General features: G+C 37.2%; 17 protein-coding genes. 9 read left to right on the forward strand and 8 right to left on the reverse strand.

The window, feature by feature from the left end:
- Positions 1-222: 222 nt before the first annotated feature.
- The 5 genes from NZ519_05240 (at position 223) to NZ519_05260 (ending at position 5,290) form a co-directional block, all read left to right on the forward strand.
- Positions 223-1,077 carry a TIGR00282 family metallophosphoesterase gene (locus NZ519_05240; protein MCS7028151.1) on the forward strand — a complete coding sequence of 285 codons (855 nt, stop codon included), beginning with the start codon at positions 223-225 and terminating at the stop codon, positions 1,075-1,077.
- A gap of 68 nt (positions 1,078-1,145) precedes the next feature.
- Complete coding sequence (locus NZ519_05245) at positions 1,146-1,532, forward strand: hypothetical protein (GenBank protein MCS7028152.1); 387 nt, start codon at positions 1,146-1,148, stop codon at positions 1,530-1,532.
- Between the two features lie 158 nt (positions 1,533-1,690).
- Entirely contained in the window at positions 1,691-2,557 is an 867-nt protein-coding gene (locus NZ519_05250; protein ID MCS7028153.1) for a hypothetical protein, read from the forward strand.
- A 27-nt stretch (positions 2,558-2,584) separates the two neighbouring features.
- Positions 2,585-3,418, forward strand: a complete 834-nt coding sequence (locus NZ519_05255) for a hypothetical protein (protein MCS7028154.1) — start codon at positions 2,585-2,587, stop codon at positions 3,416-3,418.
- Positions 3,419-3,724: 306 nt separating this feature from the next.
- Positions 3,725-5,290 carry an NADH-quinone oxidoreductase subunit M gene (locus tag NZ519_05260; protein ID MCS7028155.1) on the forward strand — a complete coding sequence of 522 codons (1,566 nt, stop codon included), beginning with the start codon at positions 3,725-3,727 and terminating at the stop codon, positions 5,288-5,290.
- On the opposite strand, the gene NZ519_05265 is transcribed toward NZ519_05260, so the two are convergent.
- On the reverse strand, positions 5,232-5,453 hold the full coding sequence (locus NZ519_05265) for a hypothetical protein (GenBank protein MCS7028156.1): 222 nt from the start codon (positions 5,451-5,453) through the stop codon (positions 5,232-5,234). The two genes, NZ519_05260 and NZ519_05265, sit on opposite strands and share 59 nt — an antisense overlap.
- Here NZ519_05265 and NZ519_05270 point away from each other — a divergent pair.
- Positions 5,432-6,088: a hypothetical protein gene (locus tag NZ519_05270; GenBank protein ID MCS7028157.1), complete on the forward strand. Its 657-nt coding sequence runs from the start codon at positions 5,432-5,434 to the stop codon at positions 6,086-6,088. The genes NZ519_05265 and NZ519_05270 overlap by 22 nt on opposite strands.
- A gap of 24 nt (positions 6,089-6,112) precedes the next feature.
- Entirely contained in the window at positions 6,113-6,901 is a 789-nt protein-coding gene (locus NZ519_05275) for an SDR family oxidoreductase (protein MCS7028158.1), read from the forward strand.
- A 3-nt stretch (positions 6,902-6,904) separates the two neighbouring features.
- Here NZ519_05275 and NZ519_05280 read toward each other — a convergent pair whose 3' ends face one another.
- From NZ519_05280 to hemW, 3 genes are all read right to left on the reverse strand, one after another.
- A complete protein-coding gene (locus NZ519_05280; protein MCS7028159.1) occupies positions 6,905-8,095 on the reverse strand; it encodes a substrate-binding domain-containing protein in 1,191 nt (396 codons plus the stop codon).
- Positions 8,079-9,143 (reverse strand): hypothetical protein, encoded by a 1,065-nt coding sequence (locus NZ519_05285; GenBank protein ID MCS7028160.1) that lies wholly within the window; start codon positions 9,141-9,143, stop codon positions 8,079-8,081. Before NZ519_05285 ends, NZ519_05280 begins: the two co-directional genes overlap by 17 nt.
- 65 nt (positions 9,144-9,208) lie before the next feature.
- Entirely contained in the window at positions 9,209-10,327 is a 1,119-nt protein-coding gene (gene hemW / locus NZ519_05290) for a radical SAM family heme chaperone HemW (protein MCS7028161.1), read from the reverse strand.
- 72 nt (positions 10,328-10,399) lie between these two features.
- Here hemW and NZ519_05295 point away from each other — a divergent pair, with 72 nt between their 5' ends.
- Both NZ519_05295 and NZ519_05300 read left to right on the forward strand, forming a co-directional pair.
- Positions 10,400-11,863: an arginine decarboxylase gene (locus tag NZ519_05295; protein ID MCS7028162.1), complete on the forward strand. Its 1,464-nt coding sequence runs from the start codon at positions 10,400-10,402 to the stop codon at positions 11,861-11,863.
- Between the two features lie 21 nt (positions 11,864-11,884).
- A complete protein-coding gene (locus tag NZ519_05300; GenBank protein MCS7028163.1) occupies positions 11,885-12,193 on the forward strand; it encodes a hypothetical protein in 309 nt (102 codons plus the stop codon).
- Positions 12,194-12,280: 87 nt separating this feature from the next.
- Here the strand turns inward: NZ519_05300 and NZ519_05305 are convergent, their stop codons facing one another.
- From NZ519_05305 to era, 4 genes are all read right to left on the reverse strand, one after another.
- Entirely contained in the window at positions 12,281-13,168 is an 888-nt protein-coding gene (locus NZ519_05305; protein ID MCS7028164.1) for a polymorphic toxin type 23 domain-containing protein, read from the reverse strand.
- Between the two features lie 135 nt (positions 13,169-13,303).
- Entirely contained in the window at positions 13,304-14,041 is a 738-nt protein-coding gene (locus tag NZ519_05310; GenBank protein MCS7028165.1) for a Bax inhibitor-1/YccA family protein, read from the reverse strand.
- A gap of 116 nt (positions 14,042-14,157) precedes the next feature.
- Positions 14,158-14,901, reverse strand: coding sequence for a LytTR family DNA-binding domain-containing protein (locus NZ519_05315; GenBank protein ID MCS7028166.1), 744 nt, complete (start codon positions 14,899-14,901; stop codon positions 14,158-14,160).
- Positions 14,902-14,976: 75 nt separating this feature from the next.
- Positions 14,977-15,864 (reverse strand): GTPase Era, encoded by an 888-nt coding sequence (gene era / locus NZ519_05320; GenBank protein ID MCS7028167.1) that lies wholly within the window; start codon positions 15,862-15,864, stop codon positions 14,977-14,979.
- Positions 15,865-16,065 lie beyond the last annotated feature (201 nt).

A 16,065-nucleotide genomic window follows, 5' to 3' on the forward strand; every position in this document is an offset into this window, starting at 1 on the left:
CAGCGAAGCACCGAAGCGAAGCGCAGTGCGGAATGCCCCGACCCTTGCGTCAGCAAGGGGCACGCCCAAAAAATCAATCATAAATAAAACTAAAACTACACGGTCAAAGTCCAAGCTACCAAAAAATAACCTAAAATGATACAATCAAAAAGTAATTTTAGCCCATTTGAGACCTCAATTACTGATACTTCATCGTTTTGTTTTTTTGTGTTTTTTTGCACTATGATTACAGTTCTGTTTATTGGAGATATCGTCGGAGAACCAGGCATAGAAATTCTATCAATTTCCTTACCTATTCTCAAAAGGCGTTTCAATCCTGATTTCATCATCGCAAATGGCGAAAATATGCACGAAGGTAGAGGATACAACTTTCAGCAGGTTCAAAAATTGTATGAAATGGGGATTCATGTTATCACGGGCGGAAACCATAGTTTTGATAAGCACTTAATTTTCAATTACATGGACTTGGATAAGCGTTTGCTGCGCCCCTTAAACTATCCCAAAGGAGTACCGGGTAAAGGATACGGCATCTATACCATTCCTAACACTCACTTAAAAATAGGTGTTATCAATCTACAAGGGCGTACTTTTATGAACTACGTAGAGTGTCCTTTTATCAAAGCAGATGAAACGATTGAAAAAATAAAAAGGCATACTCCAATTATTGTAGTAGATTTTCATGCCGAAGCTACATCAGAAAAACGAGCTTTATCTTGGTATTTAGATGGCAGAGTAAGCGCTTTAGTAGGCACTCATACCCATGTACCTACTTCAGACCATCAAATTATGCCCATGGGAACAGCATATATCACAGATGTAGGAATGACAGGTGCCCATGACTCTGTCATCGGTATCAGTAAAGAGTCCATCATACGCAAATTCATGCTTCAAACTCCCCAAAAATTTGAACTTGCCGAAGGAGATTTGCATATCAACGCAGTAGCTATTCAAATTGATGAGGCATCAGGTTTATCAAAAAGTATTGAACAGATTACTTTTCCTGAATTTAAACGGACTAGTGTTACAACTGAATTACCTGAAAGTCAACTACAAAATGACTTAATCCCTAAAAACTAACCAAAAAATTTGCATTTTGATTGCTTTATGCTTATACTTGCAATGTGATTTCATTTGTGAAGTTCATAGTGGCGAGTTTATTGTTGAGCAGTCTTGCGCTACAAATTAGTGCAAACCTGCTGCTATGGGCTTACTACAAATGGAATCAAAACTATATAAGCAAAATCTTTTGTGAAAAAAAAGATATACCTGACAACTGTTGCAAAGGTAAGTGCTTTTTCAAAAAACAGGTAGATAAACAAGAGCAACTGTCTAACTCTACCAGTCCTACGAGCAAAGAACAAAAAAATATCAAAGTTCAAAATGTAAAAGAAAGTATTTGGGAAAGTTTGGACTATCTTTTTCTCAACCAAAATAGCACACCTTTTTTTGGTACTTCTTACCAAGTATACTTACCCAAAAATTACCTTGACGTTCTAGAAATGCCCCCAAAAGCACATTTTGACCTATTCTAAATCCCAACTAAAAAAATCAAAAAATACAGCTTATCCAATAAACTTCCTATCCAACCACTATGTTCTACTACAAATCTATTTTTCTACGGGTGTGGATAGGAGCATGTTTGGGGGTAGCTATCACAGCAAAAAGTCAACCGTGTTGTGGAAACCCAACTTTGTGCAGTAACGGCGAGAATATCTTAAATTTCACTACTCTAGCCGCACGCAAATGGGTAGCAGACATAAACACAGACTTTACAAACCTTGTATCAAATACAAACTTTGTCCATAATAACCACAGCCACACTCATAGCCACCATAATCATAGTCATAACCATAGCTCAAATGTTGCCCAACCTGCACACACTCAACTTGAAAGTGTTCTACTTACAACTTTACAAGCTCGGTACGGACTGCACGATAAACTAACTCTACACGCACAAGTTCCTTTTTGGGTAGCCATTGCTTCAGACAAACATGCTCCTACATTCGGTGATGTAGCCCTATTGGCATCTTACAAGGTGCTCCAAAATGAAAAGTATGGTATAGGTGCTACAATAGGCTTGGAACTTCCAACAGGCAGCAGCTACATTGTATTTGAAAGTAACTATCTCATTACTGGTAGCGGTTCTTTTGATCCCCTTGCAGGCATCTCATTGTGGTTTAGTTATAAAAAATGGCTCACTCGTATTCAAACGCAATACAGACAAGGCATGAAAGGATTTGACGGAATACGTTTTGGTTCTACTCTAAATACGCAAAGTTTGGTCGCCTACTCTATTTTACAAAATGAGCAAAAGATGCTTAGGCTCAATCTAAACACAGGTTTGAATCAGGATTGGAATGAGGCACATAGGGTAAATAACCAAAGCTTGGATAACACAGGTGGCTTTATTCTTTGGTATCATGTAGGCGCTCAAGTTCAATACAAGAAATGGTTGTTTCCTATTAGCTTTCAAATTCCTATTTACACTTGGCTGCAAGGCATGCAAAATGAACCATATTGGCGAATTAGAACAGGACTAACCTTATTTCTAAAATAAAAACATCTTTTTAATTGTTGAAGCTATATGAAAGTGTATCGTTTCAAGTTCATCGGGTTAGTGCTACTTGCTAGCACTTTGGGGGTTACTATGGGTTGTAAAAAGAAAAAAGATGACAATAATCCCCCTGCTACGCCAAAAGGCGAATTAGAGCTATATCTTAATCCTGTAGTTAATACTACAGACTTGGTATTTGGTAACACTTACACTAATGGAGCAGGCAACAACTACAAGGTAACTGAATTCAAATTGTACATTTCAGAAGTTACCTTTGTAAGAGAAGATGGTAGTGAGTACAAAGACAATGGCATCTATCTCGTGGACATGTCTAACAAAAGCATAAAAAGCACTACTGCAAAAACTGCTCATGGTGGTAAAGGGGCTCTAGTTACTATCAAAGGAGTACCTGCGGGAACATATAAAGGCATCCGCTTTACTATTGGAGTACCTACAAATAAAAACAACATTGACGCTACCAAAATTACAGACCCTAACAATCCTCTACATACCAATAATGGAATGTATTGGTCTTGGAATGCAGGCTACATATTCAATAAGTTTGAAGGTACTTATGACTCATTAGGAAATTCCAAGCCCTTCAAATTCCATATCGGAAACAGCATAACTGAAGACCGTAGAATGCGCATCAACTTTGTCAATATGACTGCGGATACTCATACATTCATAATTCCCAACAATGACCACTATGTAATGCAATGCAGTATAGATGTAAATAAGTTCTTTGTCAATCCTGATGGTACTTACCACGACCTTAATGTGGTATCTAACCGAATAGTAATGGGAGGTCCCAAAGCCACTGTGTTAGCCCAAAATATGGCAAAATCTGTCATGAAAAACTAACTGCTTAATAAGAACAATCAAGTAAAGATTGCGAATGTGGGTGAGTCTTGCTTTAAGGCTCACCTTATTTTTTATTTAGAAAAATAGTTGATTTTTTAGCTTGCTCTTTGCTGCGTAAGGGTCAAGGTGTTCCGTACGTAGCTCAAAGTACGCCGCCCTTGTGGGCATGAGCGCATCAAAACGCCCATAAGGACACGCCTAATAAAATTAAAATTCAACTTTTAGCTATCATCGATTTTTGCACTACTAACCGAGTTTTCTACACTTTGGTCTTTTGATTTTTATTTTTTCTTTTACCTTTGCAGTATGATAAGTCTAAATGTATTGATTTTTTTACCTCTATTGAGCATCATCCTAGTAGCCCTATCCCCAGAACGCTTAGCCAAAGTAATTACACTCATCGTTTCTTTAGCTGCGTTCTTTTTGTCTGTATTTTTATACACAAAAATAGATGTCGGAAATCCTGATTTTCAGCTGATAAGTCGGTATTTTTGGTTGGGTTATTATGACAGTACAATACAACAATGGGTTTCCTACGTAGATGTGAAATACATAGTGGGCATAGATGGGGTTAGCGGACTTTTAATCATGCTGACTACACTGTTATTCCCTTTGTCTGTACTATTCAGCTGGCAAAGAAACTACCACAATAGCAAACTATACTTTTCGCTTCTTCTTTTTTTAGAAACCGCTCTTTTGGGAGTATTTTGTGCGTTAGATGTACTTTTGTTCTATATTTTCTTTGAAGCCACGTTGATACCTGTGTTCTTCTTAATAGGTATATGGGGAGGTAAGGACAGATATAAGGCATCAGTAAAGTACTTAGTGTATAATTTGTTTGGTTCTCTGCTTATGCTTGTGGCAATTTTGTATTTAGGTTATGTAGGTGGGGATATGGTCAATGGAGGGGTGTTTACTACGGATTATATGAAATTGAGAAATGCTCGTATAGGGTTATCGGTTCAGCAGTGGCTGTTTATAGGCTTTGCTTTATCTTTTGCTATTAAGTCTCCACTATTTCCTTTTCATACTTGGATTGCCGATACATACGCGAATACCACCGTGGGGGCTATGCTGGTTGCTCTATTGATTAAGATAGGCATTTACGGATTCATTCGATACACTTTACCTCTATTACCTGATGCATGCGTGTACTACGCACCTGTAATGAGTGTATTAGCCACCTGCGGAGTGATATACGGTGCTATCATAGCCATGAAACAGCCTGATATGAAGCGTTTGTTGGCTTACTCTTCTGTTTCGCACATAGGTTTTATTGTGTTAGGAATTTTTAGCATCAACGAGGAAGCTTTGAGCGGATCTGTACTACAATTGATTAACTATTCTATTTCTACGGGGGCTTTATTTTTGTGTGTAGGTATGTTGGCTTTAAGAAATGATGAGCGCAGCGTTTTAGTGTTTGACTACCAAGGTGTGGCTAAAGTTATGCCCGTGTATACTTTCTTTTTTGTACTTTCTGCACTTTCCTCAATAGGTTTGCCTGGCTTAAATAGTTTTGTGGGAGAATTTTTAATCTTGTTAGGTAGTTACAGTTCTACGGTGGTTAATGTTAAGCCATATATAATAGTGAGTACAATGGGCGTAATATTTGCCGCAGTGTATATGTTGTATATGCTTAAAAAAGTTTTGTTTGGGAATCTAGAAAGTGAACGAGTTAAGAATTTGGAAGATATTACATTGAGAGAACGCTTAGTTCTTGCTCCCTTAGCTATTTTGATGATAGCTATTGGTTTATATACTTCTATTTTCTTACGTTCTATACAGCCCGTAGCAGATAATATTGTGCAGAAAGTCAAGGAAAGTCAAAAAGAAATGGTAGAAAGCTATTCGTTGCAGGTAACTTCTTATTAAGTTTATAGGGATCATGCGGGAAAATAGCTTGAGGGGTTTTTATTTTGCGTGAGGCATGCGAAGGGCGTGCGTCAGCACGGTGCGAAGCGCAGCGTAGCACCGAAGCGATAGCGTAGGCCGAAGCACGCCGACCTTGTGGGCATGAGCGCAGCGAAGTGCCCACAAGGGCACGCCCAAAAAATATTCAAAATTCAAAAACAAATAAGCTGTGGTATAAATTTTGTTACTTTTATGCAAACTTTGATGAGTATGAAAAAACAACTTGTCTTTTTAGTAGTTTTAATTACGGGTTTGTTCCTTTGGACATCCTGCGCAAAACAATCAGATAAAGATGTTCCTGCTTCTCAATTTACAGGCGTGTGGATTAAAGCTACCATAGACACTACGGGAAATGGGAATACCTACCTGTACACAAACTCTGCCCCCTTAGGAACTTTTTCAGGAAAAACTATTACTATCATAGCTCCAAATACCTCTTATCCGTACCTGGGAATTACTATTAACACGGGTAAGGATTCCTTAGCTGCAGTAACTACAGGGGAGTATCCTATCACAACAGATGGCTCAACGAGCATCAATTTTTACTATAAGGAAGGACTTTCTAACTTGTGGACATCCGCTTTAGTTGCCGAACCTGGAGATAAAATTGTGATTACAGAAATTGAGGTAGCTCAATTAGATAAGAAAAAACGTTACATCAAGGGTACATTTTCAGGTAGAGTAGCTGTACCTTCTTTAAGTTCAAGCAACATCAGATTAGTTACGAATGGAGAGTTTAGAGCGTTAGTAGGTTCATAAAGATATTTTTGTTAGGTTTGCTGCATGCAACCTTTAGATTTAGGCGGTAAAACGGCATTAGTGTGTGGCGCTACCCAAGGTATAGGTAGTGCCACTGCTTTTTTGTTATCTTCATTAGGGGCTAACATTGTACTGATGGCAAGAAATGAAGTAAAGCTCAAACAAAAGCTATCTGAACTTTGTCAATCCAATACGCAGCATCATGAATACTTGGTTGCGGATTTTACAAATCCTGAACAAGTCCGAACGGTCATACAGGAATATACTCAATCTAAAATTATTCATATTGTGGTCAATAATACGGGTGGTCCGCCTGCGGGTGAAATAGAAAATGCGGCTATTGAAGATTTTAGAGTGGCTTTTGAGCAGCACCTTATTTGTAATCATATCATTGCACAAGCAGTTTTGCCTAAAATGAAAGAAATAGGATTTGGTAGAATCATCAACATTATTTCTACTTCTGTAAAACAACCGATAAAAGGACTTGGAGTTTCTAATACCATTCGAGCTGCCGTAGCTAATTGGGCAAAAACTTTATCTAACGAAGTAGCTAAATACGGCATCACAGTCAATAATGTACTGCCTGGAGCTACCTATACAGAGCGTTTACAAAGTCTGATTGAAGTAAAAGCACAAAAGACTAATCAAACTCAAGAGCAGGTTACAGAAACAATGCTGCATGAAATACCTATGCATCGGTTTGCAAAACCGGAAGAAATTGCTTATGCCGTAGCTTTTTTAGCTAGCCCTTGGGCAAGTTACATCACAGGAATAAATCTACCTGTAGATGGTGGGCGAACAGGCTGTTTATGAAAATCAATAGTAGGGGTAGCATCCGCTATGACGAGCTAAATCTTGTCCTTTTGCGGAAATGACCCAGTCTATAAACTCTTTAATAATACCCTTGGGCTCTTCACGAAGAATGAAATAGATATCACGAGTAAGTGGGTACAAGTTAGCACGTACATTTGCTACTGTGGGAAGTGTGGCAGGTTCGTTATCGTCTTTTTTTACTTTGATTACTTTAATGTTATTCCCTTTTTCTATTAGTCCAAAGCCAATTGCGTTACGGTGTTTAGCTACTTTATCAACTATTTCTTCAGCAGGTACAAAAACAGTAGTGCTATCACAAAAGTCTGGTCCTAAGACTGTTTTTTTGAAGTGTAAATAAGTATCATTAAAATTCTCTAAGCTAAATTTTTGGATGGGTTCATTTTTTCCACCGATTTCTTTCCAATTAGTGATTTCTCCTGTATAAATTTTACGAAGTTGTTCAAAACTTATTTCTTCAATGGGATTGTCTGCATTCACTATAATAGAAATATAGGTGTGTGCAATCGGGATAGTGTAGCCTGCCTTTTGACCATAGCGCATCTTCATTTCTCGAATTTCGCTAGCGTTCATTTCTCGGGTAGAAACACATATATCTGATACTCCATTGAGTAGGTGACGAATTCCCATTAAAGAACCTGTAACTTTTCTGTCAATTATGCAATTTTTTTTGTATTCAGTAAATTTTTCTATCATTTCTTGAATAATGGGCGACATGACCTCTGTACCCTTGATAACAATTTGTTCTGGTGTATTTTGAGCTTGCTCTGTTATTGCAGCGTTGTTTTCATTTTCTTCTTCTAACTGTGTAAAGTTTTTGTCTTTTTGGGTATTGAGTTCAAAATAATAAATATCTTTTTCCCCAAATCCACCTTCTCGGTCTGAGGTAAAGTAGCCTGTCTTGTCATCTTTGTTAAGTACAAAGTAGATATCATTACCAACAGAGTTAAGGGGGTAACCTAAGTTAATAGGCGGAGAAAATTGCATAGTATTAGTGTCTAAGGTTGTTTTGAATATATCGTAACCTCCCATAGAGTTGTGTCCTCTTGAACTAAAATAGACTGTTACCCCATCATGGGCTATAATTGGGGCATCTTCATCAAAAATTGTGTTTAAAATTTCACAGTTTACAGGTTTTTGCCATTTCCCCTTCTTATCCTTAACGGTATAATACAAATCTAAGCCCCCTTTTTGAATCCGCTCTATCGCTACTGAATATCATGATTTTTCTATTAGGTGATATACAAACGCTGGGTTCTCGGCTGGTTATGCCATCGATTTCAGGAATAGGGCGTACATTAGTCCAGTGATGAGTATCCTCTAAGTCAGCTTGATACAAGTCTGCTCCATGACCTATGTTGTATAAAAATATCGTTTTTCCATCGGGAGATAGGCTAATTACAGATTCATGCCACCTACTGTTGAGATATTTATCTTCGCCGAGTTTAATAGGAGTACTCCAGTGTACGCTATCTAATTTAATGGATACATAAATATCTTCCATGTAACTTTCTTCACTATCGAAATTCATTTCTCTGCAAGAAGTGAAATACATTCTATCGCCTGATGGAGTTAAAATAGGTACGTAGTCTGCTAGGGGACTATTCAGTTCTGCTACATTGATAATTTTGTGGTGAGCAATATTTTCTTCACGTATGGCTTCCATAGCATGTTTGCAAGCGATTATTTCCTGTTCCGTGAGCTTGTACTCGTAGCTTCCTTTGGGGAGTTTTTCTTTGTACTTTTCAAAATACCGAAGTGCCATGTTGAAATCGTGCATGTATTGATATACTTTGCCAATGTAGAACTTTAACTTTGGGTCTACCTTTGGATCTAACTCTTCCGCGCGTAATAGGTAGTACAAGGCATTGGACTTAGTATTGCTATTACTGTTCATGATTGCCCAGCCATACTTAAAATTAGCTAAGGCGCTATTCGGATTCATTTTTAGTACATTTTCATACTCTTTAACTTGAGATTGTACTAAATAGTCCCCATGCTCAATGTAATCCGCGTAGTACTGCCAATCTAGTTTCTTAGCTTGGCGATAAGGATCCATTTTTCCTCGCCCTTTTGAATTAAATTTTGGGGCTTGTCTATCAGTTTGGGCGTATAACACAGCATCTGCTTTTAAGTATGCCCAAAAAATAAGCACAATAAAACCTAAGTACCGAAGGCACATAAACTCTAACCTTCTACTTATCGCAAAGTTAAAACTTTTCATACAAAGTAAGTGCTAAAAATTATATATTTTTTTAGTATTTTTTGTTATAAAAAATAGTATGTAGTTTATACTATCAGTTTTTGCGTAATATAATCTGCAAGAAGTTTGCCTTCCAGAGTTAAATATAGTACTTGATTACTGATATTAAGTAACTTCTGCTCTAAAAACTGTTCTATTTCCGTACCTTTTATTTTAAAAAAGTCAATTTCTGTTTTTTGGTATATCTTATTTAGATTTGCGCCCCATTTGGTTCTAAGCCCGAGCATTAACATCTCATTAGCCTTCTGTTCTAAAGTTAGACTCTCTTTTTCTTCTATGGAAAGCTTATTTTTTAACAAATCTGAAAGATAAGTATAGATATCTCTTACATTCCAACTTCGAGTATTTCCATCAAAGCTATGAGCAGAAGGTCCTATGCCTAAATACGGAGCATGTAGCCAATATCCTACATTGTGTCTTGAATACCAATTAGGCAGAGCAAAATTAGAAATTTCATAATGTTCAAAACCTGCGTGTTCAAGTATTTCTACGACCATCCTAAATTGAATAGCAGACTTTTGTTCATCTACGGGGGGTAAAATTCCTTGCTGAACTTTCTGATAAAGTGCGGTTTTAGGTTCAATAGTCAAATTATACGCAGAAATATGAGGTATTTGCAGCTGTATAGCGGTTTGTATGTTTTTTTGCCATTGAGAATCAGTTAAAAGTGGGCTTCCATATATCAAGTCTATGCTGATATTTTCTATGCCTGTATCTTGGCTTAACTTTACACTGTATTCTGCTTTTTGAGCAGTATGCGTACGATGCATGAATTTTAGCTCATTGTCATCAAAAGATTGAACACCAATAGATAATCGGTTAATACCTAAAACTATTAGTCCTTTTATGTATTCATGAGTAAGGTCATCAGGATTAGCTTCTAAAGTAATTTCTGTTGTATCAAGAACCTTGAAATTTGCATGTATAACATTCAAAATTTGTTCTATTTCTGCGATGCTAAGCCTACTCGGTGTTCCTCCACCAAAATAAATGCTGTTTAATACTTCATTTATTTCGTTTTTGCGAAGTTTAATCTCATTTTGCACAGCCTGAACATACTCGGCTTTGTACTTAAAGCCTGTAACAAAATAAAAATCACAATAAGAACAAGCTTGCTTACAAAAAGGTACATGAATGTAGAGCATTGTTAAATTTATTTTGAATAGTAGGGCTATAAAAAATTTATTCTGTAAATTTGCGCTTGAATAAAAGAAGCCGTGCAAACTTACGAAGAGTTCCTCAAACAGAACGTAGATTTTCCCCAAGAAGGTTTCGAAGTTATTGATAATGAACTTTATTTTGAGGGAATAAACCTAATGAAGTTAATTTATGAGTATGGTACCCCTTTACGATTTACGTATTTGCCGAGCATATCGCGTAAAATTCGAAAAGCAAGACTATTATTTCAACAAGCGTTTCTCAATAATGACTACCGAGGTACATATACGTATTGCTATTGTACCAAAAGTTCACATTTTTCTTACGTATTAGAAGAAGTACTCAAAAACAACACAGAAATAGAAACTTCATCTGCATTTGATATACCCATTATACGAGCTCTGTATCGTAAAGGTAAGCTCTCCAAAGATAACATGATTATCTGTAATGGATTCAAAAATGAAACTTACACGCGCTACATTAGTGATTTAATTAACGATGGGTTTCACAACACTATTCCAATTTTAGACAATTTAGAGGAACTACGATACTATGAAAAAAATATCAAAAAAAATTTCAAGGTAGGAATACGTATCGCTACCGAAGAACGACCCGATTTCCAATTTTACACTTCTCGCTTAGGTATTCGTGCAGAGCGTATTTTAGACTTCTATTGGGACAGAATAAAAGACAATCCTAAATTAGAGTTCAAAGTATTACATTTCTTTGTCAATTCTGGTATCAAAGACGCGCCGTATTATTGGGAGCAGCTAGAAAAGTGCGTTTATCTCTATTGCGAACTTAAAAAAGAATGTGAAACTTTACAATACTTGGACATAGGCGGAGGTTTTCCTTTCAAAAATACTTTATCTTTTGACTATGACTATGAGTATATTGTCAATCAAATAGTCTATTATATTAAGACAATATGCGAATCTGAGGGTGTACGCGAACCTGATATTATTACCGAATTTGGTGCTTTCACGGTAGCTGAAAGTTCAGGCGTATTGTTTGAAGTGTTAGGCAAAAAACAACAAAATGACCGTGAAAATTGGTTCATGATAGATGGAAGTTTGATTACTACTTTACCAGATATATGGGCTACTAATCAAAGATTCATTCTTTTGCCAATTAACAATTGGGATGCCCCTTACCAACGGGTAAATATCGGCGGAATGACCTGCGATGCAGAAGATTATTACAATGCCGAAGTCCATTTACAGGAAATATACATGCCCAAAACTAAAAAAACGCAGTACATAGGCTTTTTTCACACAGGAGCTTATCAACAAACGCTTGGAGGTGTAGGAGGTGTGCATCATTGCCTAATTCCAACCCCTAAGCAAATCATCATAGATAAAGATGAAAAAGGAGAGTTAATTTTCAAGCTTTTCAGCCCCGAGCAAAAGCAGGAAGATGTACTACGAATTTTGGGCTATGAGGACAAAGACAATAATGAAAAAACAGTAGTAAAAAAACCCACAATAAAGAAAAATCTTCCCTTGACTAGCAAAGAAGAATAGAATAAGGATAAGTTTTTTATTTTGGGCGTGCCCTTGCCCACACTTCGCTTGCGCTTGTGTGGGCAAGGTCGGCGTGCTTCGGGCTACGCTGACGCTTCGGTGCTACGCTGCGCTGCGCACCGTGCTAACGCACGCCCTCCGCATGCCTCACGCAAAGGATCTCTGAAAAATCCATTTCTATACATCTTATGCAAAGTTTTAGCTTGTAAGTACTTGTACTTCAAGCTTAAACAAGGTAAAGACCTAATTGCTCATGTTATCTGCGTGAGGGGCATGGAGCATGCCGTTAGGCAGTACGAAGCGTTAGCGAAGTACCGAAGCGAAGCGTAGTGCGGAATGCCCCGACCCTTGCGCAGCAAGGGGCACGCCCAAAAATAAAATTATCCTTAAATCTATCGCAACTCTTTGCAATCTTCTTTAATAAAAACTGCTAGGTTGAATACCTACCTCAAAATAAGGCTTAGGTTTGCGAATCCGTTGCTTTGATGGATCTAAGTATGGCAAACCTTCGGTATCTAACATAGGATAATGCGGATTTTTAGCTTTATTCCAACGTTTGGGCAAAAAGGGCATATCATGAATAAGTTTATTTTGAAAAAAGTGCCTGATAGGTTCTGCATCTATACCTGCTTGTACTTGTACTATCCGTAAAAAAGGATGCAAATAACTGTACTGCACCGCTAAAATACCCTTGGACTGTTTGCCATACAAGCTTTGCGACAAATCTTTATATCCGAACCGTGCAGGATAGCCGCTACTATCTATACGCAAAGCCCCTTGTGTCATACCTGTCCATAAAATCGTGCTTACACCAATGGCATGCATAGAATTGACTTGATAACTGACTTTAAAACCTCCTGTTCTAAAATTATCTTTACCTTGTCCCGCTAATACATCATTTTCCATTATAAGGCAAAACCTGTCTATTTGCAAACAAATACTTCCTGTACGCTGTGAAGTTTTTACTCTATCTATGTACCAATGATGTAGATAACCCACAGCATGCCTATAAAGCGTAAAATTTTGATAGTTAAGTTCATGTACAAGCAAAGAGTTTGGACTGCCCCAAGTAAATAGTCCGCCTATTGCGTGTTGAAGTTCAGGAGTAGATTTGCCTTTTACCCAATGCGTAAAAGAATAATGCACTCGCAAATGTGTATGCAGTTGAATATGCCCATAACTCATCCCCATTCCTGCTACCACACCCATGCGGTTAATAGGAGTACCTAAAAATATATGCGCTGAACCATAATAAAATAATTTTTGAGCTTGTACATTTGTCTTGACCATAAAAATAAATCCCATAGCCCAAAAAAGATTTTTTGTCCAACCCAACAAACAAAATACTTGCCGCATCTTTTGAGAACTATTCCTTCTTAAAAATGCAAAAAGTCTGTGTGCCAAATGACACACAGACCTTAAAAAATAGTTTGAGAAATTTTATTTTCTTTCTCCAAATAGGCGAAGTAGGTACAAGAATATGTTCACAAAGTCAAGATAGAGTTGTAGAGCGCCAAATATGGCAAATTTTTTACCTTGTTCGCTATCCGCAGGAACATTTTCTGCCATTTCTTTTAGTTTTTGAGTATCATAAGCCGATAGACCAATAAATACAGCTAAACCTACGAAACTAATAATCCAATCAAATACAGAGCTGCGAGTAAATATATTTACAATGCTGGCTATAATTACTCCTATCAATAGCATGAAAAGGAATGAACCGAAGCGAGTTAAATCTTGCTTAGTGGTAAAGCCTAAAAATGACATAGCGCCGAATGTACCTGCGGTTACGAATAGAGCATTTGCCACAGATGAAGTAGTGTAAGCCATGAGTATCATGGATAACGTCAGACCGTTAAGTGCTGAATATACAACAAACATAATAGTGGCTACCAAAGCCGAAATTCTCTGTATAGCAGCGGATAACACGAAAACTAGCACGAATTCAGCAATAATTGCACCCCAAAGCAATCCTCGGTTTTTGAGAACTACTCTGCCCTCTACCTCAGTAAAAAATAAACTGCTATTGTGTGTATAAACTGCTGTTACTGCACTAATCATAAGTGCGACAAACATCCATAAGTAAATTTTAGCCATGAGCGTTTTGCCAAATTCTACCGCTCGGCTTACATACACGTTGTTGCTATACACGTTTTGATAATAATTTTGATTAGACATACGCCAAACTAGTCTGCAAATTTACGCATATAAAACGAAATTATCTCAAAAAAGTTGTGCAATATACTGCCTAAATTTATTAAGTTACTTGTATTCAGTAGGTTGTAGATATATTTTTATTTCAACTTTAACTTTTGATGTAAAATTTGCTTGTAAGTATTCCCTATGGGAATTTCTGTACCTGCCACGTACATGCTATTTGACAGTATTTTTTCTATGTATTGAGTATTTACCAAATAAGACTTATGCACTCGGATAAAGTGGCTTTCTGACAATGTAGCTTCAATGTTTTTCATCGTTTCAGCGGTTAAATATACTTTTTCATCTGTGAATATCTTGATAAAGTTACCGTAGCTTTGAATGAAGTGTATCTTATCTAACATGATTTTATGTGTGATTCCATTTGATTTTGCTAGAATGTGGTCTATGGAACTTGTTTTTTCTGTCAAAGAATTTGGAGAAGAGGGAGCAACTAACTCTGTAGGCACTTGGCGGTCAAAAATATCTAATGCTCTGTTTACAGCTTTTAAGAATCGGTCAAAACGTATGGGCTTGAGCAAATAGTCTGTAACCCCTAACTCATAACCTTCCAAAGCAAACTCTGAATACGCCGTAGTTAAAATGACTAATGGCGGATCTTGCAGAGTTTTTAGCAGGTCTATACCTGTTAGTTCTGGCATGTTGATATCTAAAAAAATTAAATCCACGGGTGTTTTGTGTAAAAAGTTAATGGTATCTACCGCATTGTAACAATTTCCTACTATCTTCAAGCGTTCTACTTTTTGAATATAGTTTTCAATAACTTGGTGGGCTAAAGGTTCGTCATCTACGATAAGGCAGTCTAATACTTTGTTGGACATACAAGATATGTTTAGTTATTGCAAAGTTAAAAAAATATAAGATACTGCCAAAGAAAGAATTGACTTTCTTTCATATTACTCTACCGTGTACCCATACTCTTTGAGCAGGCGTTTTTTATCTCGCCAGTCAGGTTGTACTTTTACGTAGAGAGATAAATGTACAGGCGTTTGTAAAAATTTTTCTATTTCTTGCCGAGCGATTATACCTATGCGTTTAATAGCTTTTCCACCTTCACCAATGATAATTTTCTTTTGGGATTCCCGCATCACGATGATGTCTGCTTGTATGTGTGTTTTTTGGCTTTTTTCATTGTATTGAAAGCTATTTACTACTACTTGTACAGAATAAGGAATTTCTTGGGCATATCGCAAAAATATTTTTTCTCTAATAATTTCACTTACAAAAAAGCGCTCATTTCTATCACTTAATTGGTCTGCATCGTAGTAGAGAGGTCCCTCAGGGAGTATTTTTTCTAACTTTCTGATAATAAATTCGGTATGTAAACCCATCAAAGCGGATATAGGTAGAATTTCGTATTCAGGAAGCAGTTGATGCAGCGTTTCTACTTTTTTTTCTATTATTTCAGGATTGAAAAGGTCAATTTTGTTGAGTAGGAGTAAGCAAGGTTTTCGGGACTTTTTAACTTTATCTTGGATATTTTGATTTATTTTTAAGGTCTGTCCATCAATAAGCCATAAAATAGCTTCTGCATCTGATAGAGCGTCGTAAATAGAGTTAAGCATTGCTTTGTGTAGTTCGTATTTAGGTTCTAATATGCCTGGCGTATCGGAGAAAATAATTTGACAAGTATCTGAGGTATAAATTCCCAAGATTCTATGTCTGGTAGTTTGGACTTTTGGGGTTACGATGCAGAGTTTTTGTCCTAATAGTTGATTGAGTAGAGTAGATTTACCTGCGTTAGGTTCGCCCACGATAGTTACAAAGCCTGATTTGAAGGTCATATTTTTGCACAAAGGTACAAAAAAGGGGACTAACCTTTGAAGTAGGTATGAAGAAAGTCTTAAAATTAGGTCTAAAAAAATGATTTTATTTTTTTGGGCGTGCCCTTGCCCACACTGCGCTGCGCTGGTGTGGGCAAGGTCGGCGTGCTTCGGGCTACGCTTTCGCTTCGGTGCTTCGCTGCGCTCCGCACTGGGCTAACG

The organism is Bacteroidia bacterium, from assembly GCA_025056095.1.
In the GTDB taxonomy this organism is placed as follows: Bacteria; Bacteroidota; Bacteroidia; order JANWVE01; family JANWVE01; genus JANWVE01.